The following is a 23219-nucleotide window of genomic DNA, read 5'->3' as shown; positions in this document are numbered from 1 at the left end:
TCCCACGAGGTATGGCGTGCGAGGATCGGTGCGCTGAGCTAGTGTTCTATCGCGCAGCAAGCTGCGCTCTCACGAGGCATAGCGTGGGGTGGTGGGAGCGCAGATTTCTGCGCGATCCGGCCGTGAGGCCGGCATTTGCGAGGCAACATAGAATCTCCCACCAGATCTGAGATGCCCCCGGTTTTTGTGGGAGATCTGAGATGCCCCCCTGGTTTTGTGGGAGTGCAGCTTGCTGCACGATCCGGCCGTCAGGCCGGCATGAGTCGAATATCAACCCGCTACGCTTGCTCGTCGACATTGGCGATATGATGATCGCTCATCTCGCGTTGTAATCGGCGCTGCACCTCGGCAGGCGAGCCGGTGCGCCGGGCCAGCAGGTCATAGGCCACCGGTACCACGAACAGCGTGAATAGCGTTGCCGTGGCCACACCACACAGGATCACGGTGCCGATCACCATGCGGGTTTCGGCGCCGGGGCCGGTGGAAACGATCAGTGGGATCGAGCCCGCCATGGTGGTCACGGCAGTCATCAGGATCGGCCGCAGGCGGGTCACCGAGGCATCCACCAAGGCATCGCGGAAGGCAAGCCCTTGGTCGCGTAACTGGTTGGCGAACTCGACGATCAGGATGCCGTTCTTGGTGGCCAAGCCAACCAGCATCACTAGCCCCACCTGGCTATAGATGTTCAGCGACTGGCCGGTGACATACAGCCCCAGGAGTGCCCCGATCATGGCTAGCGGTACGGTGAGCATAATTACCAACGGGTGTATGAAGCTCTCGAATTGGGCGGCCAACACCAGGAACACGACCAGCGTACCCATGATAAGCAGGAAGGTCGTGGCACCGCTGGCCTGTTGATAATCCCGGGAGGGCCCCGCGACATCGGTTTGTGCCTCGGGCGGCAACAGCTCGTCGGCGGCGCGCTCCAGGTAATCGAGGGCTTCACCCAGCGGGTAGCCATCGGCGAGATTGGCTTCGATGGTGATCGAGCGTACCCGGTTGAAGCGGTTGAGGGTGCTGGGGCCGGCAAAGTCGGTCAGCCGAACCAGGCTGGCCAGTGGTATCAGCTCACCACTGCGGGCCGAGCGTACCTGGACGTTGTCCAGCGAGCGTGGACTGCGCTGGGCGTCGCGATCGCCCTCGATGATGACGTCGTACTCTTCGCCATCGTCGACGTAACGCGTCACGCTGCGTCCCCCGAGCAGCGATTCCAGGGTGCGACCGATCTCGGTCACGGTCACGCCCAGCGTAGCGGCTCGCTGGTAATCGATATCCACCCGCAACTGAGGCTGAGTCTCCTGATAATCGCTGTCGAGTTCGATCAGGCGAGGGTTGTCATCGTGGATATGGTCAAGCAGCAGATCGCGCCACTCGGTGAGTTCTTCATAGGTACCGCCACCGAGTACGAACTGCACCGGCTTCTCGACACGTTGACCGAAGCTCTGGCGCATGATCGGGAACGCCGTGATGCCAGGCAGAGGGCTCAATCGGGTGCGTACCTCGGCCATGATCTCCCAAGCCGAGCGTCGCTCGCCCCAATCGGCCAGGCTGACGATGGCGAAGCCGTCATTGAAGTTCTCGATGTTACCGAAGCCGAAAGGCGCGCGGATGATCACGCGTTGCAATTCTCCCCTCTCGACCATCGGTGCCAGGCGTGCCTCGACCTCGTCCATGTAGGTGAGGGTATAGTCATAGGTGGCACCTTCCGGACCGTTGACCAGGATGAAAAAGCTGCCGCGGTCCTCTTGCGGGGTATATTCCTCCGGCAGGCGGTCGGCGAGCCAGGCTGTGGCGCCCACCAACCCTAGGAACACCGCCAGCACCACCAGGCGCTGTTTCAGCATATGCAGCAAAAGCGCGCGGTAGAGACGTTGCGAGCGTTCCAACAACCACTGCACGGCACGTGCCAACTGGCCCTCATGCATGGCGGGGCTCAAGATCTTCGAAGCCATCATCGGCGTTAGCGACAGTGCCAGCAGGCTGGAGATCGCCACCGCCGCCGCCAGGGTCAGGGCGAATTCCGAGAACAGCCGCCCGATGTCGCCCTGCAGGAAACTCAGCGGTACGAACACCGCGATCAGCACCAAGGTGGTGGCAATTACCGCAAAGGCAATCTGGCGGGTACCGCGAAAGGCGGCGACTAGCGGAGTTTCGCCGTACTCGTGCATGCGTCGGTTGATGTTCTCCAGCACCACGATGGCGTCGTCGACGATCAGACCGATGGCCAACACCAGCGCCAACAGCGTCAATAGATTGATGGTAAAGCCCAATACCGCCAGGGCGATGAACGAACCGATCACGGCAATGGGAACGGTGACAGCGGGCATCAAGGTAGTGCGGAAATTGCCCAGGAACATGAAGATCACCAGTACCACCAGGCCCATGGCGATGAACAGCGTGATCACCACTTGCTGGATGGCACCGGAGACGAACAGAGAGGAGTCGAAGTTCAGACGCAGTTCCATGCCTTCGGGAAGGCTGGGTTGCACACGCGCCATCTCGGCGACCACGCCTTGCGAGAGCTCCAGCACATTGGCGGTGGACTGCTTGATCATGCCCAGTCCGACCATGGGGATGCCATTGGCGCGGAACATCGAACGATCCTCTTCCGAGCCGATCTCGACTCGCGCCACATCACCCAGCCGCACAAGGTAGCCGTCACTACCCTGATCCAGGACCAGGGTGCGGAAATCCTCGGGCGTGGAGAAAGCCCGTGGCAGGCGCACGATGAACTGGCGCTCCTGTGACTCGATAGCGCCACCAGGAAACTCCACATTCTCGGCACGCAGTGCATCCTCCACGTCGCCCACAGTCAGGTTGCGCGCCGCCAGGGCGTTGCGGTCCAGCCAGATGCGCATGGCATATTCGCGCCCACCACCGACTCGTACTCGGGAAACACCCGGCTGCACCGAGAAGCGGTCGACCAGATAACGATTGGCATAGTCGGTGAGCTCGGCCATCGAATAGCCATCTCCCGACAAGCTGAGCCACAGCACCACATCGTCGCTGCTGTCGGTCTTCTGCACTTCCGGTGGGTCGGATTCGTCAGGCAGGTCGCGTAAGGCCCCGGAGATACGGTCGCGAATGTCGTTGGCTGCAGCGTCGATATCCATGGCCAGGCTGAACTCAACGTCGATTCGGGAGCGTCCGTCTTCGCTCGACGAGGTGATCAACTCGATGCCCTCAATGCCGGCGATTCGGTCCTCGATCACCTGAGTGATCCGGGTTTCCACCACGCTGGCCGAGGCGCCGGGGTAGCGGGTGTCGATACTCACGATCGGCGGGTCGATGGCGGGATACTCTTGCAGCGGCAGGCGTTCCAGGGCCAATAGGCCAAAGGCCACGATCAAGGCCGCGATCACCATGGCCAGCACCGGGCGCTGAACGGAGATATCGGACAGCCGCATCAGGCACCGCCTTTGGCGGAGGCATCCGGGGCCGCGGTTGGGCGCTGACGTTGCAGGATATCGCGCACCGCAGTCTCGTCGTCGGCAATGCCCAGCAGGGCCACCTGATCGCCATCGCGGGCACGCTGCACACCATGGCGCACCACCAGTTCGCCGGCTTGCAAGCCTTCGAGAATTTCGACTTCACCGGCACGGCGTTCGCCGACCACGACCTCGCGGCGTTCGAGGCGGTTGTCATCGGCCTCGTCGATAACGAACAAATAGTGGCGCTCGCCTCTGGGCACCAGTACCGACTCTGGCACCACCAGGGTGTCGCGCGGGCGGCGTTGAATCACGACCTCCATCAACATGCCGGGGCGCAGGCGCATGTCATCGTTGGCCAATATGGCACGTACCGTCACGCTGCGGGTGACGGAGTCGATACGTGTACCGACATTGGCGATCTCGCCGCTGAAGGTTTCATCGGGGTAGGCATCGGTACGCGCGGTAAGACGCAGCCCTGGTTGCAATGCAGCGAGATAGACCTCGGGTACCCGGAAGTCGAGCTTGACCACATCCAGCTTATCCAGGGTCAGCAGTTCCGTACCAGGCGTGACCAGGCTGCCGGCACTGATATTGCGAAAGCCGATCACGCCGTCGAAGGGGGCTCGCAACCGATGATTGGCCAAGCGCGCCTGGATTTCCTCGATTGCGGCTTCGGCCTGGCGCAGCCGTGCCTGGCTGTCCTCGAGTTCCGCCCGTGTGCCGAGGTTGCGCTGCTGTAACTGTGTGGCACGCGAGAACGCATTGCGCCTCTCGTCATACAGCGCCTGTGCGGCGCGTAGTTGGGCCTGTTCCTCGCTGTCTTCCAGGCGCATCAGCAACTGGCCAGCCTCGACCACTTCGCCATCCTGGAAATTCAGCTCGGCGACGGTTTCGGTCATGGTGGCGGAAAGTGTCACGCTCTCGTCGGCGCGCAGCGTGCCCAGTGCCTCTAGCGGGTCCGACCATGGGCGAAGCTCGGCATAGCTGGCAATCACCGGAACACGTTCCTGAGCATGAGCACCAGGCGCCACCAGCCACGCGGAAACCAGCAGGGCAGCGGCGACCAGCGGCCAGCCTGAAGAAAGCGATGTGCGAATCATGTTGTCTCGTTATTAGGAAAAATGAAACGAAAGCGCGGACCAATCCATGTCCACACTTAATTCTAATGCTAACGGGTCTTCCCCACAGGCTACACAGCGGAAGGGTCGACAATGTGATTAAAAATCGGAAATTTTCGTTGCTTACCTCGACAGGCAACGATTTGCTTGCACGGGAACTCAATCAGCCCTTTTGGGAAACACTGAATAAATGCCTGCGCTACTCAATCGCTGCGTTGCGCGGTGCCGAAGCGTCGGACCGGCGGATCCTCACCTATACCCCATATGCTCCGGTTCCTGTGCTCCGGGCGCCTTGCGCTTGAGCATGCTCGTCGATTTCTTCAGCGTTTCCTTTGCTGGAACCTCACTCATTTCTATTTGTGACAAAAAACAATCAAGAATGATTATATTTTAGCCCTCGATATTAGTTCGTTGAACGTCGTATTGCGATTTTCTCTCATCAATGTAACGAAATGTGTAGAAAAATTTGTTGTGCTGCGCTGCAATGAATTCTGCATCCTAACTCATTGTTCCTCTTGTCATTCCTGCGGTCGAAACGTCTCTCATCCTTCCTTCCCAGCCCTCAGTCATCCGACCCAACGCAAGATAATCCTATAGCCCTGCAAGATTGTTACAGCGTAACTGTATTGTAACAGCGATGCTGACCTCGGGAGCTGATTCCCGGGGGTGTCGGCTCTGGCCGGTCCCGGCCGGCTCTGGAAAGAAGTGGTTAACCAACTCAAGAAGAAACGGAGAATCACGACATGAACAAGTTGATGAAGGGTATCGAGCGCTTCTGGAAAGAAGAAGAAGGCACCGAGGTCGTCGAATGGGCGCTGGTCGGTGGGCTGATCGTGGCTGTCGGAGCGGCGATTTTCGTTGCAATCGGTGGGCATGTATCAACGCACTTGGGCGCGCTGCGGGACGCCTTGGCTCCGGCAGGACCGTAAGCATCTCAGTAACGAAAGTTGGCGCCGATAGGGACATCGGCGCTTCTTCCTCCTAAGAACAGCCAAACAACAAAGGGGATCACTATGCGCCATGAGCACTTGCTGATACCCGGACTGGTACTGCTGCTGATCTGGAGCGCGGCGGTCTGGGATCTACGCCAGCGGCGTATCCCCAATGTGCTCGTTATGGCCGGGGCCGCAATAGGAATTCTGCTGCAGGGATTGTTGGCAGGTTCCGGCGGTATCCTGGCCACCATTTCCGGCCTGGCAGTGGGGCTTGTGATCTTGCTGCCAGGCTATCTGCTGGGTATGACCGGTGCCGGTGACGTCAAGTTGATGGCGGCAGTTGGCACCTTACTTGGCCCTTATGACGTTTTCATCGCCGCATTGGCCAGCATCTTTGTCGGTGGCGTAATCGCCATGGGTTTTGCCGCTAGTGCGCTGTTTTCGCGAAATTCCATCTCTCCATGGGCCAGGTATGGCCTGATGTTAAAGACCTTAGCCGTGACTGGAAAGCCGATTTATGTGGCGCCGGAAGAGGGCGAAGTGATGGGCAGGAAATTCCCCTTTGCAGTGTCGATTGCGCTGGGGACCACGGGGTTATTGGTGTGGCAGTGGTGGGGGTAAGGCGGCGGGCTACGAGTCGCGAGCTGCGAGCTACAAGCGGAAAAGAAAAAGAAGGAAGTGGGAAGTGGGAAGTGGGAAGAAAAGCGACGGGCTGCGGGCAACGAGCTACGAGCGGAAAAGAGGAAGAAGGAAGTAGGAAGAAAAGCTACGAGGTACGGGCTGCGAGCTACGAGCAGTTTTTCGGAAGACTCAGAGCAAACGACGATCTTGCCCGAAGCCCGAAGCCCGAAGCCCGAAGCCCGAAGCCCGAAGCCAATAAAGAGTAGAAGGAGTCTTGTCATGACATTGTGTCTCTCCACAGAGCGTTTACCGTCGGCCTCGGCGAGTAGCGGGCCGGTGCGGCCGAGTACGGTGGCCGAGACGGGGCTCGATCTGCTCTACCTGGCGGACTTGCTTTCCAAGCAGCTTTACGAGCATGGGGTGCTGGATCTGCATCAATTGAGCCAGGGCAGTGCGCTGGCGGGGCCGGTGGTTGAGGAGATATGCCACTTCCTACGCGATGAGCGCCGCGCGGAAGTGCGTGGGGCTGGTGAACAGGGCGTGCTGCGTTTCGGGCTGACCGACCGCGGGCGTGCCGCGGCGCTGGAAGCATTGGCGCGTGACGGCTATGCGGGCATGGCCCCCGTCACGCTGGAGGACTATGTCCGCCAAGTGAAAACGCAGACCATGAGTGCCGATGGCGTCGACCGCCAGACAGTGCATGATGCCTTTGCCGATACGGTGATTGCGCCTGAGCTGCTCGACCAATTGGGCCCGGCGCTGCACTCGGGGCGCGCGATGTTCCTCTATGGCGACCCAGGGACCGGCAAGAGTTTCATCTCGCGGCGCCTGTCACGGTTGTTGCCCGGTAATGTGCTGATACCACATGCCATTCTGGTTGCCGGCAAGGCGCTACGCTGCTTTGACCCTGCCGTACATGAGGTGATCGAGGAAGAGGCCACTTCGCCCCTGGCAAGGTTGTATCTGGAGCAGGGCCATGACCCACGCTATGTACGCTGCCGGCGGCCCTGTGTGGTCACCGGGGGCGAACTGACCCTGAACATGTTGGAAGTTCAGTACGACGCAACGACCCATATTCATCATGCACCGATCCAGCTTCGTGCCAACAACGGCATGCTGGTGATCGACGACCTGGGTCGCCAGCGCATGGAACCCATGGAACTGTTCAATCGCTGGATCGTGCCGATGGAAGAGCACTGCGATTACCTGACCCTGAGCAACGGCCAGCATTTTCACGTGCCCTTCGATGTGGCGCTGGTGTTCTCCACCAACCTCGAGCCGCTGTCGCTGGCCGACCCCGCCTTCCTGCGCCGCATTGGCTACAAGATCCATTTCGAACCGCTATCGCGAGACGGCTACCTGGCCATCTGGCAGCAGGAGTGCCACGAGCGAGAGCTGACCTGCGATCCGTTGGTGACGCACTTCGTGATCGACGAACTACACGCACGCTTCAAGGTGCCGCTGCTGCCTTGCCACCCCCGCGATCTGCTGGGCCTGGCCCAGGACTATCTCCGCTATCGGGGGGTGGTGCGTGAGGGGCTATCGCGGGAGGCCCTGCACTGGGCATGGCAAAACTATTTCGGAGAGCTTGGTGAACCCGGGAGGGACGCATCATGAACAAGAAAGGCATCGTGTTGATGTTGGGCGTGTCGTTGGTGATGGCCACCGGCGCCGCCATGCTGGCCAAGAACTGGATGCATGAGCAAGGCGAGGGAGACGCCGTGAGCGATATGGCGCAAGTGGTGGTGGCCACGCTGCAGATCCCCTTTGGCCAGACGGTACAGGCCTCGGACCTGCGCATGGTGGAACTGCCACCCAAGGCTGTGCCTGAAGGCAGCTTCTCGGAGATCGAGAAGGTGGTCGGAAGGGTCAGCAACCAGGTGATCTATCCCGGCGAGATCGTGCTCGAAGGAAGAGTCGCCGAACACATGGGCGGCAGTGCCCTGGCGGCGATATTGGAGAGCGGCAAGCGGGCGATGAGCGTGCGTGTCGACGACGTGGTGGGTGTAGCTGGCTTCTTGCTGCCCGGCAACCGCGTGGACGTCGTCTCTGCCAAATCCAATGGCAACAACCGCAACGTCACCTCGGAAACCATCCTGCGCAATATCAAGGTGCTGGCGGTGGACCAGATCGCCTCCCAGGAACGTGACGGGCCAGTGATCGTACGTGCGGTAACGCTCGAGGTCGACCCACGCCAGGCAGAGAAGCTGGTGGAAGCGACCCAGGAGGGCAAGGTACAGCTTACCCTGCGTAATCCGCTCGACCAGGAAGACGACAAGGACGACTTCATGACCGCCCAGCGTTCGAACATGGGCGTCGCCGAACCCAAGGCCGTATCCGAGCCCACGCCGCAGCCTGTTCGCGCGGCACCGGTCGGCCGGCAGGTACATATCATTCGCGGTACCCAGCAGAGTTCGGTCAGCGTGCGCAACTGACGGGCCACTAACGATAACCAGAAACGATGAGTCAGCAGGGGAACGCAATGAACAGGCAACGGGTAGTGGATAAGTGGCTGGCGGTGGCCTTGGCTTCTTTGCTGGCATGGGGGCTGGCAGCGTTGGGGGGCGGAGCTGCCCTGGCCCAGGAACGCCGGGTCGCGATGCCCTACGAAGGGCGCACGGTATCGGTGGACGTGCCGATCAACAAGTCACAGGTACTGGAGTTTCCGCGTTCGGTGAAGATACTCTCGGTGGGTAACCCGGAGATCGCCGATATCGTGGTGGTTCGCTCGCGGCAGATCTATATCCTGGGCAAGTCGCTCGGCACGACCAACGTGGTGCTGTGGGACGAGTCCGAGCGCGTCCAGGGTATGCTCAACGTCAGTGTCACCCACGACCTGGAATCGCTGAAGGGCCACCTGCATACCATGCTGCCCGGCGAGAATATCCAGGTGCGTTCGGCCCAGGACAGCATCGTGCTCAGCGGCGAGGTATCGAGCGCCGAGCGTATGGATACTGCGCTACGGCTGGCCAACCGTTTTGCCGTGGCCAGTGAGGAGGGCGGCGAAACGGTACTCAACCTGATGCAGGTCGGTGGCGCCCAGCAGGTGATGCTCGACGTCAAGGTCGCCGAGGTATCGCGCTCGTTGGTCAAGCGCTTGGAAGCCAACTTCAATGTCTTCAATGTCGGCTCCTCGGCCTTGCGCCTGGGTGGTGTGACTGGTGGGGCGACCTTCCCCGACGCCGAGTTCGATACTGGAGCTGGGGGAACGGCTCGAGTTCCGACATTCGGCGGAAATACGCCGATTGGGCCGGTGATCGACGAGTTCGCCCCCAATCTGGCCTCGATCGAGGACACCGGGATCTTCGCCAGCTACCAGCGCGGCGACTATCTGCTCAATCTGGTGCTCGATGCCGCCAACCGCGAAGGGGTGGCCAAGATCCTCGCTGAGCCCAACCTGACCACCTTGACCGGGCAGGAAGCGCAATTCCTGGCCGGCGGTGAATTCCCGACTCCCGTACCCCAGGGCGACGGCACGATCACCATCGAATACAAGGAATTCGGGGTCGGGCTGCGTTTCGTGCCGGTGGTGCTGGATTCCGGCACCATCAACCTGCAGGTCGATGTCTCGGTCTCGGACCTGGTGGCCGCCAACAGCCTGCGGTTAGGTGTCGGTGATGAAACCACGTCGCAGTTCTTCGTGCCGGCGCTGGTCAAGCGCAGCGCCAGCTCGACCGTGGAACTCAACACTGGGCAGACCATCGCCATCGCCGGCATGCTCAACGAGAGCTTGCGCGAGAACGTCTCCAAGTTCCCTGGGCTGGGCGACTTGCCGGTGCTCGGCGTGTTGTTCCGCAGCCAGGAGTTCATCAAGGAGCAGACCGAACTGGTGATCTTCGTCACCCCGCGCCTGGCACGTTCGTTCGACACCGCGCAGGTGCGTCTGCCCACCGGTTCCTTCGTACCGCCGAGCGATCTGGAGTTCTATCTACTGGGCAACTTTCATGCTCGTGGCCCTGACGACCAGCCGCCTCCGCGCCGCACTTCCAGTCTCGACATGGAGCTGATGTCCAGTCGTGACGATGGCGGCACCGAAGGACGCTTCGGCCATGACCTCTGATCCACATAGCCCGGGAGACAGCACCATGAAGCGTTCATCTCTTACACCGCAAGAACGGACACACTCACTCGTCACGCATGACCGGCCGCGATGGCCATGGCGGCTGGCAGTCATCGCGCTTGGCAGCGTACTGCTGACAGCCTGCGCGGCACAGCCGGGAGCCGATTTGCCGGAATATGGTGACAGCGTGCGACGCATGATCGAACTGCAGACTTACCCCCCGGAAGACGAGGTGGGCACCATGCGCGGCGACAAGCCGGCGGCAGCGATGCGGGCTTATCGGCAACCGCCTACCTCTGGGCAGGCCAGCCAGGCACCAATGGTGGTCATGCCTTAAATGGGCAAAGCGATAAGAGTGCAAGAACAAGAAGCAAGAAGAGAGTGGACGGCGATTCAGGCCAATCACATACGGGAATAACGGCATGCGTTATCGACTGGAAATACTACTGGCAGGACGGAACAGGGACGAGCTGGGCTTCCTGGAGTCCATGCTACGCAGCCAAAGCGACATCAACGTCACGACCCGGGTGATCGTCAACGGGCATGCCGATCCCTTGCATGGAGTGTCGTCGTTGCCCGATGCCTTGATCCTGCTGGTCAGCGACCACTGGGAAGCGGAACTCACGGCACTATGCGAACGCCCGGCGGCCGAGCGCCCGCCGCTGCTGGTGGTAGGGCCCAAGGGCGATGTCGAGCTGATCCGCATCGCCATGCGCGCCGGTGCCCGCGACTTCTGTTCGCCGCCCATCGATGACGGCGAGATCAGCCAGTTCATCCGCCAGTTGAGCCGCGACCGGCTAACCGATCCGCAGCGCCAGGCGGCGCGCCTGACGGCAGTGATCAATGCCAAGGGCGGTTCCGGGGCCAGCGTGATCGCCGCCAATCTGGCCCATGTCCTTGCCGAGCGCGACCGGCACAGCGTGTTGGTGGATTTCGACGTGCAGTTCGGTTCGCTGCCGCTGTATTTCAATCTATCCCCGCACAATGGCCTGGTACAGGCGCTGGAAGCGGCCGACAGTCTGGATGCCGTGGCCCTGGAAGGCTATGTGAAGACCCATGACAGTGGGCTGGATCTGCTGGCTTCCTCGCCACAGGACATGGTGACCATCGCCGAGATTCCGGAGTCGCGGGTCGAATTACTGCTGCAGGTACTGGCTCAGGCTTACGACGAGGTGTTGGTCGACTTGCCGCGCTGGATCAGTGGCCCCACGGCCACGGTGCTGGAGCGTGCCGACCGTATCCTGATGGTGATGGAACAGAGTGTGGCGCATCTGCGTGATGCCCAGCGGTTGCGCGATATCCTGCGCTACGAACTGCGCTTGACGAATACCCATATCACGGTAGTGGTGAATCGTTATGACAAGCGCAACGCCGTCGGGCTCGACGATATTCGCGATGCCTTGCCGGGGGTGCCGGTGTTCACGCTGCCCAACGATTTCCGCCGCGTGACGCAGAGCATCAATGTGGGTAGCCCATTGAGCGAGTTGGCACGCAAGGCGCCGATCACCCGCAAGCTCGACGCATTGGCAAGTGCTTTGGACGCAGACGAACAGACACAGATGCCCAGCCGTGGCAAATGGCCGCTGCTGAACTGGGCACGAAGGAACTGAGGGGGAAACGGCGATGAACTTACGCGAACGCTTGGGCAGTGATGGTATGGAAGGAAACGGGAATGGAGAGATGGCCCGTCAATCATGGGGGTTGAAGACCGCACGCAATGCCACGGAAGGGCTGACGGCGGCCGAACAGGAATGCAAGCACAAGCTGTTCCGCAAGCTGGTCAAGGTATTGGACCTGTCGCTGTTGGGCACGCTCGATGAGCGTGAAGCACGCCAGCAGATCCAGCAGGTCTGCGAGTCGCTGATGAGCGAAGAGGCGCTGCCGTTCAACGCCGCGGTGCGCCAGCGTATCGTCAAGGAACTGCAGGACGAGGTGTTGGGCCTGGGGCCGCTGGAAGCGCTGCTGGCCGACAAGTCGGTATCGGACATCCTGGTCAATGGCACCACGCCGATTTTCGTCGAGCGTCGCGGCAAACTGGAGCAGACCGTGTTGCGTTTCGACAGCGACCGCCATCTGATGACCATCATCGACCGCATCGTTTCCAGCGTGGGGCGGCGCATCGACGAATCCTCGCCAATGGTCGATGCTCGCCTCAAGGACGGCTCGCGGGTCAACGCGGTGATTCCCCCATTGGCCATCGATGGCCCGATGCTGTCGATCCGCCGCTTCGCGGTAGAACGGTTGAACGCCGAAAACCTGGTCGAGATCGGCACCTTGACGCCGGAAGTCGCCCAATTGCTGGAAAAGGTGGTCAAGGCGCGGCTCAACGTATTGGTCTCGGGAGGCACCGGTGCCGGTAAGACCACTTTGCTCAATATTCTCTCGGGCTTCATACCGCATGATGAGCGTATCGTCACCATCGAGGACTCGGCGGAACTGCAGTTGCAGCAGCCGCATGTGGTGCGCCTGGAAACCCGCCCGCCCAATATCGAGGGGCGAGGCGAGGTAACGCAGCGTGATCTGGTGCGCAACAGCCTGCGTATGCGCCCGGACCGCATCATCCTCGGTGAGGTGCGCGGTAGCGAGGCCTTCGACATGCTGCAGGCCATGAATACTGGCCATGACGGCTCGTTGACCACCATTCACGCCAACACCCCGCGTGACGCCCTGACGCGCATCGAGAGCATGGTGGCGATGAGTGGCTTCCAGTTGCCGGCCAAGGCGCTACGCGCGCAGATCGCCTCGGCGATCGACGTGGTGGTGCAGGTCGAGCGCCAGGAAGATGGCAAGCGCCGGCTGGTCAGCGTGCAGGAAATCAACGGCCAGGAAGGTGACATCATCACCATGTCGGAAATCTTCCGCTTCGAGCGTGAAGGCATCGATGAGGAAGGCAAGGTCATCGGCCGCTTCACGGCTACCGGCGTGGTACCCGGCTTCTACGACTACCTGAAGCGTCGCGGCATGGCGCCGCCGTTAGAGGTGTTCCAGATCGGCGGAGGCCAGCGGCCATGGAACTGAGTGCGCTGAACATCCAGCTCTCCGACCAGACGATCTTCCTCGGCATGATCTTCATTGCCGCGTTCCTGCTGATCCAGAGCTTCATGGTGCCGACCTTCGGCGAGAACCGGCAGGTACGCAAGCGGCTCAAGAAGCGCCTACGTCATATCAATAGCGCGTCGAACCAGGGGCAGGTGTCGCTGGTACGCCAGAAATACCTGCGCGATCTTTCGCCGCTGGAGCGCGCACTGGAGTCGCTGCCCGGCATGCAACGGCTGGAGCGGCTGGTCGAGCAGGCCGGCAAGCAGACACCCGCCTATCGCATCGTACTGTACGCAGTGTGCCTGGGGGGCATGGCCGGGGTAACGGGGTTCTACCTGCTGCCACATCCCGTGCTTGGTGTGCTGCTCGGGCTGGGGGTGTGGGCCTTCCCCTTCATGCGCCTGAACATAGCGCGTAGCCGCCGCCTGGCCAAGTTCGAGGAGCAGTTGCCCGATGCGTTGATCATCATGGCGCGCGCGCTGCGTGCCGGGCATCCGTTCAGCGATGCCATGCGCCTGGTGGCCGAGGAGATGGCCGACCCGATAGCCGGCGAGTTCCACATCACCTTTATGGAGATCAACTACGGTGGCGATGTGCGCGCGGCGATGAACGGCCTGCTGGAACGGGTGGAAAGCGTCACGGTGATGGTGTTCGTGACCTCGGTACTGATCCAGAAGGAGACCGGCGGCAACCTGGCGGAACTGCTCGATGGCTTGGCCGCCGTGGTGCGCGACCGCTTCCGCTTCCAGCGCAAGCTGCGCACCCTCTCGGCCCAGGGCAAGATGGCCGCCTGGATCCTGTCGCTGTTGCCCTTCGTACTGGCTGGCGTGCTGACGGTGGTCAATCCCGACTTCATTCCCATGCTCACTCAAGATCCCACCGGCCGGCAACTGGTGATGGCGGCATTCGTGATGATGATCATCGGGATCTTCTGGATGCGCAAAATCATACGTATCGACGTGTGAAGGGAGATAGATATGGACGCGCTGACGTCACTGCTGAGCCAACTGGAAGAGTGGCTTGCCGACCCGGAGATGGTCCAACTCGGCTTTTCGGCACTGCTGGGGTTGACCATCTTCGCCTTGATGATCGCCCTGCTGTTACTGCTGATGGGTTTGTCGGACCCCTTGCGTCGGCGTTTACGGGGTCTGGAAGCTGGGGCTGCCACGGCTGCCGGTTCCGCCTCTGTCGCTTCCGCTGGTGGAGCGAAGGGCGCGGGTGTCAGCCAATGGCTGGGGCCGATGGGCGAACGGCTAGTGCCCAACAAGGAAGAAGCCAAGAACCGTATCGCGCAGCGCTTGCGGCGCGCCGGCAAGCGTTCGCCAGGAGCCGTGAACGTCTTCTATGGCACCCGGCTGGCGCTGACGGTGCTGCCGCCGTTGCTATTGCTGACCCTGGTGATTCCCTTCGTGCGCTTGCCGCTGGGCGTCAACCTGCTGATGTTGGGAGCCACGGCGCTTACCGGTTACCTGCTTCCGGTGCTGTGGCTGGAGCGGGAGACCAAGAAACGCACTCGCTTACTGCGCCGCGGCCTGCCGGATGCACTGGATTTGCTGGTGGTTTGTACCGAAGCGGGGCTGGGGTTGGGGGCTGCCATACAGCGCGTGGCACAGGATCTCGAGGTCAGCCATCCAGAACTCGCCGACGAACTGCATTTGTTCAGCATGCAGACCCGCGCGGGCATGGACAGCAAGGAAGCGTTGCGCGACATGGAAGAGCGCACTGGCGTCGAGGACATTCGCGGCCTGGTGACCACCTTGCTGCAGAGCATGCGCTTCGGTACCAGCATTGCCACCACCTTGCGCATCTATGCCGTGGAACTGCGCGACAAGCGTACCCAGGAAGCCGAAGAGCTGGCGGCCAAGATCAGCACCAAAATGCTGTTTCCGCTGATCTTCTGCGTATTTCCCAGTTTCTTCGTGGTGGCGTTGGGGCCGCCGTTGCTCGGCGCAATGAGGGCGCTGGCTGGAGCTGGGTATTAGAACCGTGATAGCCAACAACGAAAAAACCTTGCAGGGGGTATCTCATCATGTCACCCAAGCTTCGCAAACCCATGATCGTCACGGCGTTGCTGGCCAGTGTTGCTTTGGCCGGCTGTGCCTCCAACGGTTCGCGCCATGGTGGCTCGGATGCCTATGGCGCGCTCTACGACGGTGAGTCGACGGCGGTCTACAGCACCGCCTTCCCGGTGGCGTCGCCGGCCGAGGCCTATCGCAATGGCGATGCCGCGCTCAATGCCGGCGACGAGGACCGCGCATTGTTCGAATACCTGCGCGGCCTGCAACTGGAAAAGGCCCCCCAGGCCGATCCGCTTTACAAGATCGGTGCCATCCACCATGAGCGGGGCAACTATCGTCTCGCCGACCTGGCCTACCGCTGGGCGTTGGAGCTAGAGCCGCAACATGCCTGGGCCGGAACCGGATTGGGTATCGTACTGTTGCAGCAGCGTCAGTTCGAGCTGGCGGAACAGCAGTTACGACCCATCGTCGCGCGTGGCAATGCGCCCTGGAAGGCGCATAACGCGCTGGGCATCATCGCCGATATGCGCGGCGAGCACGAGCAGGCGACCGAGCATTATCAACAGGCCCTGCAAGCTAACCCACGTTCGGCACGTGTGCTCAACAACCTCGGCTATTCGCGATACCTGGCCGGCGACTTGCCGGGCGCCCGCCAGGCGCTGCGCGAGGCGGTGAGCGCCAACCCCCGTTACGAGCTGGCCTGGCGCAACCTGGGGCTGGTGTATGCCCGCGAAGGCGATTACGACTTCGCCATCGAGGCGATGGCTCGCAACGGCAACCGTGCCAAGGCCTATAACGACATCGGCTACATCTCGATGGTGGAAGGGCGCTATGACGAGGCGATGAATTTCTTCCAGGAAGCCATGCGCCTGTCGCCGGCCTATTACATCACGGCCAGTCAGAACGCTCGCAACCTGGATATGGTGATGCGGCGCCATGGCGGGCTGGCGGTCGATTGATACGAGAAAGGGAGGGGGCACGATGAACATGGGGCGTTCACCACATAAGCAGAAGGGGTCGGAACTGGTGGAGTTCGCCATCTCGGCGACCGTCCTGTTCCTCCTATTGTTCGGCATCATCGAGTTCAGTGTCGCATTGTTCGACAAGTCGACCATGACCAATGCCACCCGCGAGGGCGCGCGGACCGGAATCCTGTTTCGGCCCGATCCGCGCCCGGATTTCGCCACCTACACCCTGCAGTGCAATGCCGCTGCTGCGAACGCGGAGAACGATGCCATCAGGCAGGCCGTTTGCGACTACGCGGAGCAGTATCTGATCTCGCTGGGTGGGCCGGCCGATATGACCATCGAGGTCCAACGTTTCGACCGCAATGCCAATGGCAGCTTCGATGCCGGCGATGACCTGACGGTGAACGTCGATTATCCCTACCAGTACCTGGTGCTGCCGGGCTTCATCGAGACCCTTGGCGGTGTGCTGGATCTCTCCTCCACCATCGTTATGAGGGCGGAATGATCATGAACACACGACTCGCAACCATTTCCCGAGGTCGATTCGGCTCGCCTCGTCGCCAGGGCGGCGTCTCCATGGTGTTGCTGGCGGTGTCGCTGTTCATGCTGCTGGCCTTCACCGCGCTGGCGGTGGATGGCAGCAACTTGTACGTGGCACGCAACGAGCTACACAATGCCGCCGATGCGGGGGCACTCGCCGGAGCTAGGGTGCTTTATCTCGAGGATGGCAGCAGTGTCAACGATGGTATCGTTGACCCTACTGTTGATAGTGCCAATAAGGTCGCTACTGATACGGCACAGGCCAATGATAGCCAGAACTCGTCGGTGGAAGTGATCAGTGCGCTGCGTGGTCACTGGAGCTTTGCCACCCGTACCTTCACCCCCAACGACTCCGTGGACCCGGTGGATCTCGATCGCAGCACTGCGGAACTGGATGCCGATCTCAACTTCATCAATGCCGTGGAAGTGGTCACTGCCAGGAAGCAGACCAAGGTGGAAGCGTTCTTTGGCAGTGTCTTCGGTTTCGATGGCTATGAGGTTGAGGCACGGGCAGTGGCCTATATCGGCTATGCCGGTTCGCTGCGCCCTGAGGATGTCGACCAGCCGATCGCCATGTGTCGACAAGCCCTCGTCGATGGTAGTGGCTATTCCTGTGATGTGGGGCGTTTCATTCCCGAAGGCGACCAGACTGGCGGCTGGACCAATTTCGAACAGGGGGATAACGGGGCAGCCAATGCCGGTGAAATAAGGGACTTGGTCTGCGGTGATGGCAATCCCGACGAGTTGAACTTCGGGGAAGATATGACCACCAGCAATGGCCAGGTGCAGTCGGCATTCCAGGCATTGTTTGACTGCTGGGTGTCGGAGACCGACAAGGAGCGGCTATGGAGCCTGACGCTGCCGGTGGTCGACTGCTCGAGTGGTATTTCACCCAGCAACTCTCTGGTTGGCGCAGTGAATCTCAATATCGCCTGGATCACCGATCAGGCTAACAATATCGATGCGCAAGCCCCGCAACAAATGGAACTGCCGCCCGATGATAGTGACGGTGTGTCGCCGGGCACCTGGAGCAATGCCGACCCCAATGGCGTGACGCGCTGGGACGATTTCGTCAATGCCATGAACATTCGCGATTCCGATGGCAGCCTGGCCGAATGGAGCAGCTCCCCGCAGGAGAGCGGCTGGCGCCAGAAGACCATCTACTTCCTGCCCAGTTGCAGTTATCACGAACCCAAGGGCCAGACGGGGGGAGAGAATTTCGGGATTCTGGCGGAGATACCAGTACTCGTCGATTGATAGCAGTGATCAATCAGAGTCTGCAACCAAAACCGGCCCGTCGAAGACGGGCCGGCTCATCATGACTGACAGATGATAGAAATGACGTTCAGCTCTTGAGCGGAGCTAACGATAACTGGGCCGCTGTTGCCGCCAGGGGGTCGAACTCGATCTTGTGCTGATGCGGTTGCGGTTCCTGCTGCTTGTCGACCAGGCTCAAGCGATAACGGGAAGGGGGTTGGCCGACATAGCGCTGGAAGACCCGCGTGAAATAGGAAAGGTCACGAAATCCGACGGTAAAGCAGACATCGGTGATCGATACCTTGGGGTTGGCGAGCAGGCGCATGGCTTCGGCAATGCGCCGATGCAGCAGGTATTCCTGGAAGGTGACGCCGGTCAGGCGCTTGAACAGGCGGCTGAACTGAAAGGTACTCAAGCCGCAACTTTCCGCCACTTCCGCCTGCGCGATCTTGCGGTGCAGGTTCTTGTCGAGGAAAGACATCGCGCGGTCGAGCTGCGCTTGTTCGCCGCCGGGGCCGGAACAGCGCAAGCGTGCCTCGGGGGGGATGGCATTCTGGACATCCAGCGCCTTTCTCGAATCCGGGTCCATGTTCGAAGCCACGCTCGCACTTCCGGGTAGCCTTACGCTGCGCAGGCTGGCAAACACTTCCAGCAGGCGCGGCATGTCGATGGGTTGCACGAAGTAGTCCCACACCCGGGAACGAAAGGCCCACACGGCCAGGTGCTCCGAATGCGCCTGGGTGATCATCAGCAGCGGAACCGAGGAGACGCGCTTTTTGGCCTCACGCAGGTCCGCCAGGCCTTGCAGGTCGGGGTAGTCGTACTGGAAGCAGGCAGCGATGGGGGGGCGGGCCTCCATGGTCGGAATCGGGTCCTGTCCCGCCGGGACAAGCTCAATTCGATAACCATGCTGTCGCAGGGTCTTTAGATAACCGTCATCAAATGTTTCCTGAAGATTCCGGATCACGACAAGCACATAGTCATGAGTCTTCACCATGGAAGATCCCCCGCGTTCCCTAGATGTCGCAATGACAACGTGTTCAGATTCTTCGATTTTTTTCTTTTTGCTGATTGGTTCTTTTTGTAATCTTGTGTTACTTTGAGTTAAGTTTAGTCGTTCTTGTATTGGCAGACCAGCGAAATAGTCTTTTCTTCACGATGTCCAGCATGCAAAAGCATGTAGCGAGTTTCCCTACTTTTCCTATTGTTTTTTACAATAAGTTACTGAAAGGGTAGTAGCTAACGTTACTTTTGCCAATGGCAATAGTACGAGAGTGCTTTCAATGGGATTCCTGAGAGGCGTCACCCAAGCGGCTGGCGGTAAGTCGTCGCTCTGGTAGAATCACCGCCCTTTGCGACGATTCCCATTCCAGTGGTGATGTTCTATGACGCCCCAACCCGATGTGGTCGTGATCGGTGCCGGTGCCGCCGGGCTGATGTGCGCGCTGACGGCCGGTTATGCCGGTCGGCGCGTGCTGGTGCTCGACCATGCCAACAAGGCTGGCAAGAAGATTCTGATGTCCGGTGGCGGGCGTTGTAACTTCACCAATCTCAACACCACGCCGTCCAATTTCTTCTCCGCCAACCCAGCGTTCTGTATCTCGGCACTCAAGCGTTACCGTCCGGAGCATTTCGTCGAATTGGTTGAACGACACGGCATCGAGTTCGTGGAGAAAGCGCCCGGGCAGTTGTTCTGTGCCGAATCGGCCAAGGACATCGTTGCCATGCTGCTGACCGAGTGCGACTGGGCCGGCGTCGAGATCAGCCTTCGGACCACGGTCGAGTCGCTCGAGCGTCATGGAGAAGGTATGCGCTTACACACCTCGCGGGGCCGTATCGAGACGGGTAGCGTGGTGGTGGCGACAGGCGGGCTATCGATTCCGACCATGGGAGCCACGGCGTTTGGCTACGACATTGCCCGCCAGTTCGGGCTAGAGGTTACCGAGACGCGTGCGGCCTTGGTGCCGTTTACCCTGACCTCGCACTGGAAGGCGCGAGTCGCGGATCTGGCCGGAGTCGCCTGTGATATCGCCGTGAGCAGCCTGCATGATGGAGAGCGCAAGGGACCGGGCCGTGATCGTCGCTATCGCGAACCCTTGCTGTTCACTCACCGGGGGCTGTCCGGCCCCGGGATGCTGCAGATTTCCAGTTATTGGCAGCCCGGCGATGAACTCGAGATCGATCTGCTGCCTGGGGTCGAGGCTTTCGATGCCTTGTCGGTGGCACGTCGTGAAACCCCGAAGCGCAAGCTCTCCACCTGGCTGAGTGAGCACTTACCCAAGCGCTTGGCCCAGTCACTGGGTGAGTGGTACGGCGAGGATCCGCCGCTGGCCGAACTTTCCAATGCCCGCCTCGATGAATGGCAGCTACGCCTCAACCAATGGTGCATCAAGCCCGCTGGCACCGAAGGCTGGCGCACCGCTGAAGTCACCATGGGTGGAGTCGATACCCGCGCGATCTCATCGAAGACCTTTGAAGTCAATGGCCTACCGCAATTGCGTTTCATCGGCGAAGTGCTCGACGTCACTGGCGAACTTGGCGGCTACAACTTCCAGTGGGCCTGGGCCTCGGGCGTGGCTTGCGGATCGGCTTTGTAGGTCGAGGCCGATATCGACTTGCAGCACGTTTCCCATCGGGCGTTCTACAATGAAATGGATTCATTGGTCGAGATGAACCGTTATCTGGAACGTGCCTGAGCGAGCCGGATCTCCAACCGCGCAACCAACAATAACGCCCACGACAGGAGGAAGGCAGTGGCATTCGCGCTCCGATTGGATCGGCCTATGCAGGACAATCTGCAACGAGTTGCTGACGAGCAGCTCAAGAAGGCGATACGCGAACTCGAGAGTCAAGGCGATGCAGCGCAACTGGCGCGCAATATCCACCAAGTGCGCAAGCGCATGAAAATGCTGAGAGGGCTATTGCGCCTCATGCGTGGCGAGTTGCCCAAAAGCGTATATCGCGATGAGAATGCCTGCTTTCGTGATACCGCAAGACTGCTTGCTGGGGCACGGGATGCCCAGGTGCTGGTCGATACCTACGATACACTGATCGCGTCATGCGACGACTCCGACGAGAAACTGGCATTGGCTCCGCTCAGAGAATTGTTGGAGCAGGAACGCCAAACCATGCTGCATGTGGATGGAACGACCGATAAGCGGATGCGGGAAGCCGCGGCGACCTTGAGGTCCGCCAGGCAACGGGTGCCTGGGTGGCAATTGAGAAAGCCAGGGTTTGGCGCCTTGGCCGCCGGGTTGCAGCAGACCTATGGAAGTGGTCGGCGAGCCTTTGCCGGTGCTTATGACACCTGGCAGGACAGTGACTTCCATGAATGGCGCAAGGCAGTGAAGTATCACTGGTACCATAGCCGCTTGCTGGAGCGGCTATGGCCTCCTGTCTTGAAAGTGCGTGTCGATACGCTCAAGGAGTTGTCCGAGTTGCTGGGTGACGATCATGATCTGACGGTATTGCGGGAAACCTTGAGCAACCATCAACAGGCCAGCGTCGAGCAACGAATGACGCTGGAGCGACTCGCCAAGGCGCGTCAGGAAGTATTACGTGCCCGAGCCAGACAACTGGGGCAACTGCTCTATGCCGATCCGCCGAAGCCGCTGAGGAAGCGTTTCAAGGCGTATTGGCATGCTCAGGCAGCGAGTGCATGAACTTGCGACGCCTAAGGAAAATAGCGCCCACCTGAAGCGATGACCACCACCAGCAGGCCGAGAATCAGATTGATGCCGATCAGGCGACGGATCAGGCCAAGCTGTACGGCACCCGCCGGCCAGTCCTCCCTTTCTACTGCCTGGCTCAGCCTGCGGTAGGGCGCGAAGTAGATATGCAGGAAGATCAGCATCATGATCACGCCTAACGCCATCATCAGATGTACATGCAAGCCGACCCCTGCCATGCCGCCGAAAACGGCGAAGGTCATCCACAGCCCGCTGCCCAGCAGCACGAGTACCGCCGCCCAGACCCAGGGAAAGAAGCGTTCGAAGACTCTGGCCCACAGCGTCAGTCGAGTCGGTGGTTCGAGCAGTCCCGCGGCCACCGGGCGCAGCGCCATGTAGGCGAAGAACATGCCCCCGACCCAAATGGTTGAGGCCAGCAAGTGCAAGGCAATGGCGAGTGACATGATGGGGCCTCCCGTTTAGCGCTTGCCCAATAACCGCTGGGCACGACGTGCTAGCAGTGCCCACGTAGCGACACGCCTGCCCACGCGCAACACGGCACGTGGGTTTCTCGTTCCACGCAGCAACACGATGCTGCCCACGGCAAGTAGCGGCACCTTGAAGCGCATCAGCGTATGCCAGGCGGCATCGATGCCGCCGCTGGCTTCGCGCCAACGATTCGACTCGACCAGGATGTCGATGCGCTGTTGCTCGATGCGGGTTTCGAGTTCCGCCTTGCTCAGGGCACGCTGTTGGCTCGACGACAGATGAGGAGGGCGATCATGACTCATCGCGCCGCTCCAGTATTTCACGGTCGGTGGCGAGATGCTTGAGGGTGCTCTTCAGCAACGTGGGACGGCTGGCCATTCGGCGCACCCAGAGCCCAAGACCGATACCGCTGACGAGCAGCACACCGGCGGCAAGGCCAGTGGCCAACAGGCGATGCGTGTCCCAGAAGATCACCACGACCAGCAGAGTGAGCGCAGCCAGGCCCACCAACATCAGTACCAGGCTGAGGCCGGCCAACATCAACAACGTGACCAGGCGGGCGCGCTCTTCCTCCAACTCCAGCACGGCGAGACGCAACCGCGTCTCGCCGGTTCTTATCAGGCTGGAAATCAGTCGCTTGGTGGCGACGAACAAACGCTCCGCCGGTCCGTGGCGATCACTCATCAACGACGTCCAATCAGCATGCCAATTACGACACCTACGGCGGCTCCGATGCCAACGCTGGTCCAGGGGTTGTCGTGCACGTACCTGTCGCAGGCATCGACCTGCTCGCGAACGCTTTCGCGGGTTTCGCCGTAAAGCCTCTCGCCCCGGGCTTCCAGGCGTTCGCGCGTGTCATGCAGACGCTTTTCGGCACGCTCGCGTAACTCCTTGATATTGCTACGGGAGTCGTCGGCGGTTGCCTTCACCAGATCTTCGATGGTTTGGGAGAGGTGGCGCAGATCAGCCTTGAGCTGCTCGGTGCTGGCTTCGGTACTGGACTTGCGATCTGCCATTTGGGTCTTCCTCTGACGATGAATGACGCCCTCAGCATAGCAGCAGGGGTAGTGCCGAT

Annotated in this window: 22 protein-coding genes; 15 read left to right on the top strand and 7 right to left on the bottom strand. The window is 60.7% G+C overall.

The window, feature by feature from the left end; genetic code table 11:
* Positions 1 to 278: 278 nt before the first annotated feature.
* Positions 279 to 3407: an efflux RND transporter permease subunit gene (locus L861_RS07105; protein ID WP_016416375.1), complete on the bottom strand. Its 3129-nt coding sequence runs from the start codon at positions 3405 to 3407 to the stop codon at positions 279 to 281.
* Complete coding sequence (locus L861_RS07100; RefSeq protein WP_016416374.1) at positions 3407 to 4531, bottom strand: efflux RND transporter periplasmic adaptor subunit; 1125 nt, start codon at positions 4529 to 4531, stop codon at positions 3407 to 3409. The genes L861_RS07105 and L861_RS07100 overlap by 1 nt, the downstream gene beginning before the upstream one ends.
* A 761-nt stretch (positions 4532 to 5292) precedes the next feature.
* Between L861_RS07100 and L861_RS07095 the strand changes: the two genes are divergently transcribed.
* The 13 genes from L861_RS07095 (at position 5293) to L861_RS07035 (ending at position 17987) form a co-directional block, all read left to right on the top strand.
* Positions 5293 to 5478: a Flp family type IVb pilin gene (locus tag L861_RS07095; RefSeq protein ID WP_016416373.1), complete on the top strand. Its 186-nt coding sequence runs from the start codon at positions 5293 to 5295 to the stop codon at positions 5476 to 5478.
* A gap of 84 nt (positions 5479 to 5562) precedes the next feature.
* A complete protein-coding gene (locus L861_RS07090) occupies positions 5563 to 6105 on the top strand; it encodes an A24 family peptidase (RefSeq protein WP_016416372.1) in 543 nt (180 codons plus the stop codon).
* A gap of 279 nt (positions 6106 to 6384) precedes the next feature.
* Positions 6385 to 7722, top strand: coding sequence for a DUF8689 domain-containing protein (locus L861_RS07085; RefSeq protein WP_016416371.1), 1338 nt, complete (start codon positions 6385 to 6387; stop codon positions 7720 to 7722).
* The gene (gene cpaB / locus L861_RS07080; protein WP_016416370.1) at positions 7719 to 8540 is read left to right on the top strand and encodes a Flp pilus assembly protein CpaB; all 822 of its coding nucleotides are present in this window, start codon (positions 7719 to 7721) and stop codon (positions 8538 to 8540) included. The genes L861_RS07085 and cpaB overlap by 4 nt, the downstream gene beginning before the upstream one ends.
* Positions 8541 to 8587: 47 nt before the next feature.
* Positions 8588 to 10165, top strand: coding sequence for a type II and III secretion system protein family protein (locus tag L861_RS07075; protein ID WP_016416369.1), 1578 nt, complete (start codon positions 8588 to 8590; stop codon positions 10163 to 10165).
* Positions 10166 to 10190: 25 nt separating this feature from the next.
* Positions 10191 to 10502 carry a hypothetical protein gene (locus L861_RS07070; protein ID WP_016416368.1) on the top strand — a complete coding sequence of 104 codons (312 nt, stop codon included), beginning with the start codon at positions 10191 to 10193 and terminating at the stop codon, positions 10500 to 10502.
* An 85-nt stretch (positions 10503 to 10587) separates the two neighbouring features.
* On the top strand, positions 10588 to 11775 hold the full coding sequence (locus L861_RS07065; RefSeq protein ID WP_016416367.1) for a CpaE/TadZ family protein: 1188 nt from the start codon (positions 10588 to 10590) through the stop codon (positions 11773 to 11775).
* 13 nt (positions 11776 to 11788) lie between these two features.
* The gene (locus tag L861_RS07060; protein WP_016416366.1) at positions 11789 to 13183 is read left to right on the top strand and encodes a TadA family conjugal transfer-associated ATPase; all 1395 of its coding nucleotides are present in this window, start codon (positions 11789 to 11791) and stop codon (positions 13181 to 13183) included.
* Positions 13174 to 14169 carry a type II secretion system F family protein gene (locus L861_RS07055; protein WP_016416365.1) on the top strand — a complete coding sequence of 332 codons (996 nt, stop codon included), beginning with the start codon at positions 13174 to 13176 and terminating at the stop codon, positions 14167 to 14169. Before L861_RS07060 ends, L861_RS07055 begins: the two co-directional genes overlap by 10 nt.
* Positions 14170 to 14181: 12 nt before the next feature.
* Complete coding sequence (locus L861_RS07050; RefSeq protein WP_016416364.1) at positions 14182 to 15186, top strand: type II secretion system F family protein; 1005 nt, start codon at positions 14182 to 14184, stop codon at positions 15184 to 15186.
* A 47-nt stretch (positions 15187 to 15233) separates the two neighbouring features.
* Positions 15234 to 16181 (top strand): tetratricopeptide repeat protein, encoded by a 948-nt coding sequence (locus L861_RS07045; RefSeq protein WP_016416363.1) that lies wholly within the window; start codon positions 15234 to 15236, stop codon positions 16179 to 16181.
* A gap of 22 nt (positions 16182 to 16203) precedes the next feature.
* On the top strand, positions 16204 to 16695 hold the full coding sequence (locus tag L861_RS07040; RefSeq protein WP_016416362.1) for a TadE family protein: 492 nt from the start codon (positions 16204 to 16206) through the stop codon (positions 16693 to 16695).
* Between the two features lie 2 nt (positions 16696 to 16697).
* Positions 16698 to 17987: a pilus assembly protein TadG-related protein gene (locus L861_RS07035; protein WP_027947563.1), complete on the top strand. Its 1290-nt coding sequence runs from the start codon at positions 16698 to 16700 to the stop codon at positions 17985 to 17987.
* 88 nt (positions 17988 to 18075) lie between these two features.
* On the opposite strand, the gene L861_RS07030 is transcribed toward L861_RS07035, so the two are convergent.
* Positions 18076 to 18984 (bottom strand): helix-turn-helix transcriptional regulator, encoded by a 909-nt coding sequence (locus tag L861_RS07030; protein ID WP_016416360.1) that lies wholly within the window; start codon positions 18982 to 18984, stop codon positions 18076 to 18078.
* A 388-nt stretch (positions 18985 to 19372) separates the two neighbouring features.
* Between L861_RS07030 and L861_RS07025 the strand changes: the two genes are divergently transcribed.
* The gene (locus L861_RS07025; protein WP_016416359.1) at positions 19373 to 20584 is read left to right on the top strand and encodes a BaiN/RdsA family NAD(P)/FAD-dependent oxidoreductase; all 1212 of its coding nucleotides are present in this window, start codon (positions 19373 to 19375) and stop codon (positions 20582 to 20584) included.
* Positions 20585 to 20740: 156 nt separating this feature from the next.
* Positions 20741 to 21649, top strand: coding sequence for a CHAD domain-containing protein (locus L861_RS07020; RefSeq protein ID WP_021029134.1), 909 nt, complete (start codon positions 20741 to 20743; stop codon positions 21647 to 21649).
* Between the two features lie 11 nt (positions 21650 to 21660).
* On the opposite strand, the gene L861_RS07015 is transcribed toward L861_RS07020, so the two are convergent.
* The 4 genes from L861_RS07015 to L861_RS07000 are packed head-to-tail and all read right to left on the bottom strand — an operon-like array spanning position 21661 to position 23160.
* Entirely contained in the window at positions 21661 to 22119 is a 459-nt protein-coding gene (locus L861_RS07015; protein ID WP_016416357.1) for a CopD family protein, read from the bottom strand.
* A 15-nt stretch (positions 22120 to 22134) separates the two neighbouring features.
* Positions 22135 to 22446: a YqjK family protein gene (locus L861_RS07010; protein WP_016416356.1), complete on the bottom strand. Its 312-nt coding sequence runs from the start codon at positions 22444 to 22446 to the stop codon at positions 22135 to 22137.
* A complete protein-coding gene (locus tag L861_RS07005) occupies positions 22436 to 22828 on the bottom strand; it encodes a phage holin family protein (protein ID WP_016416355.1) in 393 nt (130 codons plus the stop codon). The genes L861_RS07010 and L861_RS07005 overlap by 11 nt, the downstream gene beginning before the upstream one ends.
* Complete coding sequence (locus L861_RS07000; RefSeq protein WP_016416354.1) at positions 22828 to 23160, bottom strand: ElaB/YgaM/YqjD family protein; 333 nt, start codon at positions 23158 to 23160, stop codon at positions 22828 to 22830. Before L861_RS07000 ends, L861_RS07005 begins: the two co-directional genes overlap by 1 nt.
* Positions 23161 to 23219 lie beyond the last annotated feature (59 nt).

The sequence above is a fragment of the Litchfieldella anticariensis FP35 = DSM 16096 genome (genome assembly GCF_000409775.1).
In the GTDB taxonomy this organism is placed as follows: Bacteria; Pseudomonadota; Gammaproteobacteria; order Pseudomonadales; family Halomonadaceae; genus Litchfieldella; species Litchfieldella anticariensis.
This window is presented reverse-complemented; position numbering and strand designations above follow the sequence as displayed.

Coding starts and splice junctions, on each gene's coding strand:
- L861_RS07090 (WP_016416372.1), top strand. CDS start 5,563: ATGCGCCATGAGCACTTGCTGATACCCGGACTGGTACTGCTGCTGATC.
- L861_RS07005 (WP_016416355.1), bottom strand. CDS start 22,828: ATGAGTGATCGCCACGGACCGGCGGAGCGTTTGTTCGTCGCCACCAAG.
- L861_RS07085 (WP_016416371.1), top strand. CDS start 6,385: ATGACATTGTGTCTCTCCACAGAGCGTTTACCGTCGGCCTCGGCGAGT.
- L861_RS07030 (WP_016416360.1), bottom strand. CDS start 18,984: ATGGTGAAGACTCATGACTATGTGCTTGTCGTGATCCGGAATCTTCAG.
- L861_RS07040 (WP_016416362.1), top strand. CDS start 16,204: ATGAACATGGGGCGTTCACCACATAAGCAGAAGGGGTCGGAACTGGTG.
- L861_RS07000 (WP_016416354.1), bottom strand. CDS start 23,160: ATGGCAGATCGCAAGTCCAGTACCGAAGCCAGCACCGAGCAGCTCAAG.
- L861_RS07105 (WP_016416375.1), bottom strand. CDS start 3,407: ATGCGGCTGTCCGATATCTCCGTTCAGCGCCCGGTGCTGGCCATGGTG.
- L861_RS07075 (WP_016416369.1), top strand. CDS start 8,588: ATGAACAGGCAACGGGTAGTGGATAAGTGGCTGGCGGTGGCCTTGGCT.
- L861_RS07100 (WP_016416374.1), bottom strand. CDS start 4,531: ATGATTCGCACATCGCTTTCTTCAGGCTGGCCGCTGGTCGCCGCTGCC.
- cpaB (WP_016416370.1), top strand. CDS start 7,719: ATGAACAAGAAAGGCATCGTGTTGATGTTGGGCGTGTCGTTGGTGATG.
- L861_RS07095 (WP_016416373.1), top strand. CDS start 5,293: ATGAACAAGTTGATGAAGGGTATCGAGCGCTTCTGGAAAGAAGAAGAA.
- L861_RS07050 (WP_016416364.1), top strand. CDS start 14,182: ATGGACGCGCTGACGTCACTGCTGAGCCAACTGGAAGAGTGGCTTGCC.
- L861_RS07060 (WP_016416366.1), top strand. CDS start 11,789: ATGAACTTACGCGAACGCTTGGGCAGTGATGGTATGGAAGGAAACGGG.
- L861_RS07015 (WP_016416357.1), bottom strand. CDS start 22,119: ATGTCACTCGCCATTGCCTTGCACTTGCTGGCCTCAACCATTTGGGTC.
- L861_RS07010 (WP_016416356.1), bottom strand. CDS start 22,446: ATGAGTCATGATCGCCCTCCTCATCTGTCGTCGAGCCAACAGCGTGCC.
- L861_RS07035 (WP_027947563.1), top strand. CDS start 16,698: ATGAACACACGACTCGCAACCATTTCCCGAGGTCGATTCGGCTCGCCT.
- L861_RS07070 (WP_016416368.1), top strand. CDS start 10,191: ATGAAGCGTTCATCTCTTACACCGCAAGAACGGACACACTCACTCGTC.
- L861_RS07045 (WP_016416363.1), top strand. CDS start 15,234: ATGTCACCCAAGCTTCGCAAACCCATGATCGTCACGGCGTTGCTGGCC.
- L861_RS07055 (WP_016416365.1), top strand. CDS start 13,174: ATGGAACTGAGTGCGCTGAACATCCAGCTCTCCGACCAGACGATCTTC.
- L861_RS07025 (WP_016416359.1), top strand. CDS start 19,373: ATGACGCCCCAACCCGATGTGGTCGTGATCGGTGCCGGTGCCGCCGGG.
- L861_RS07065 (WP_016416367.1), top strand. CDS start 10,588: ATGCGTTATCGACTGGAAATACTACTGGCAGGACGGAACAGGGACGAG.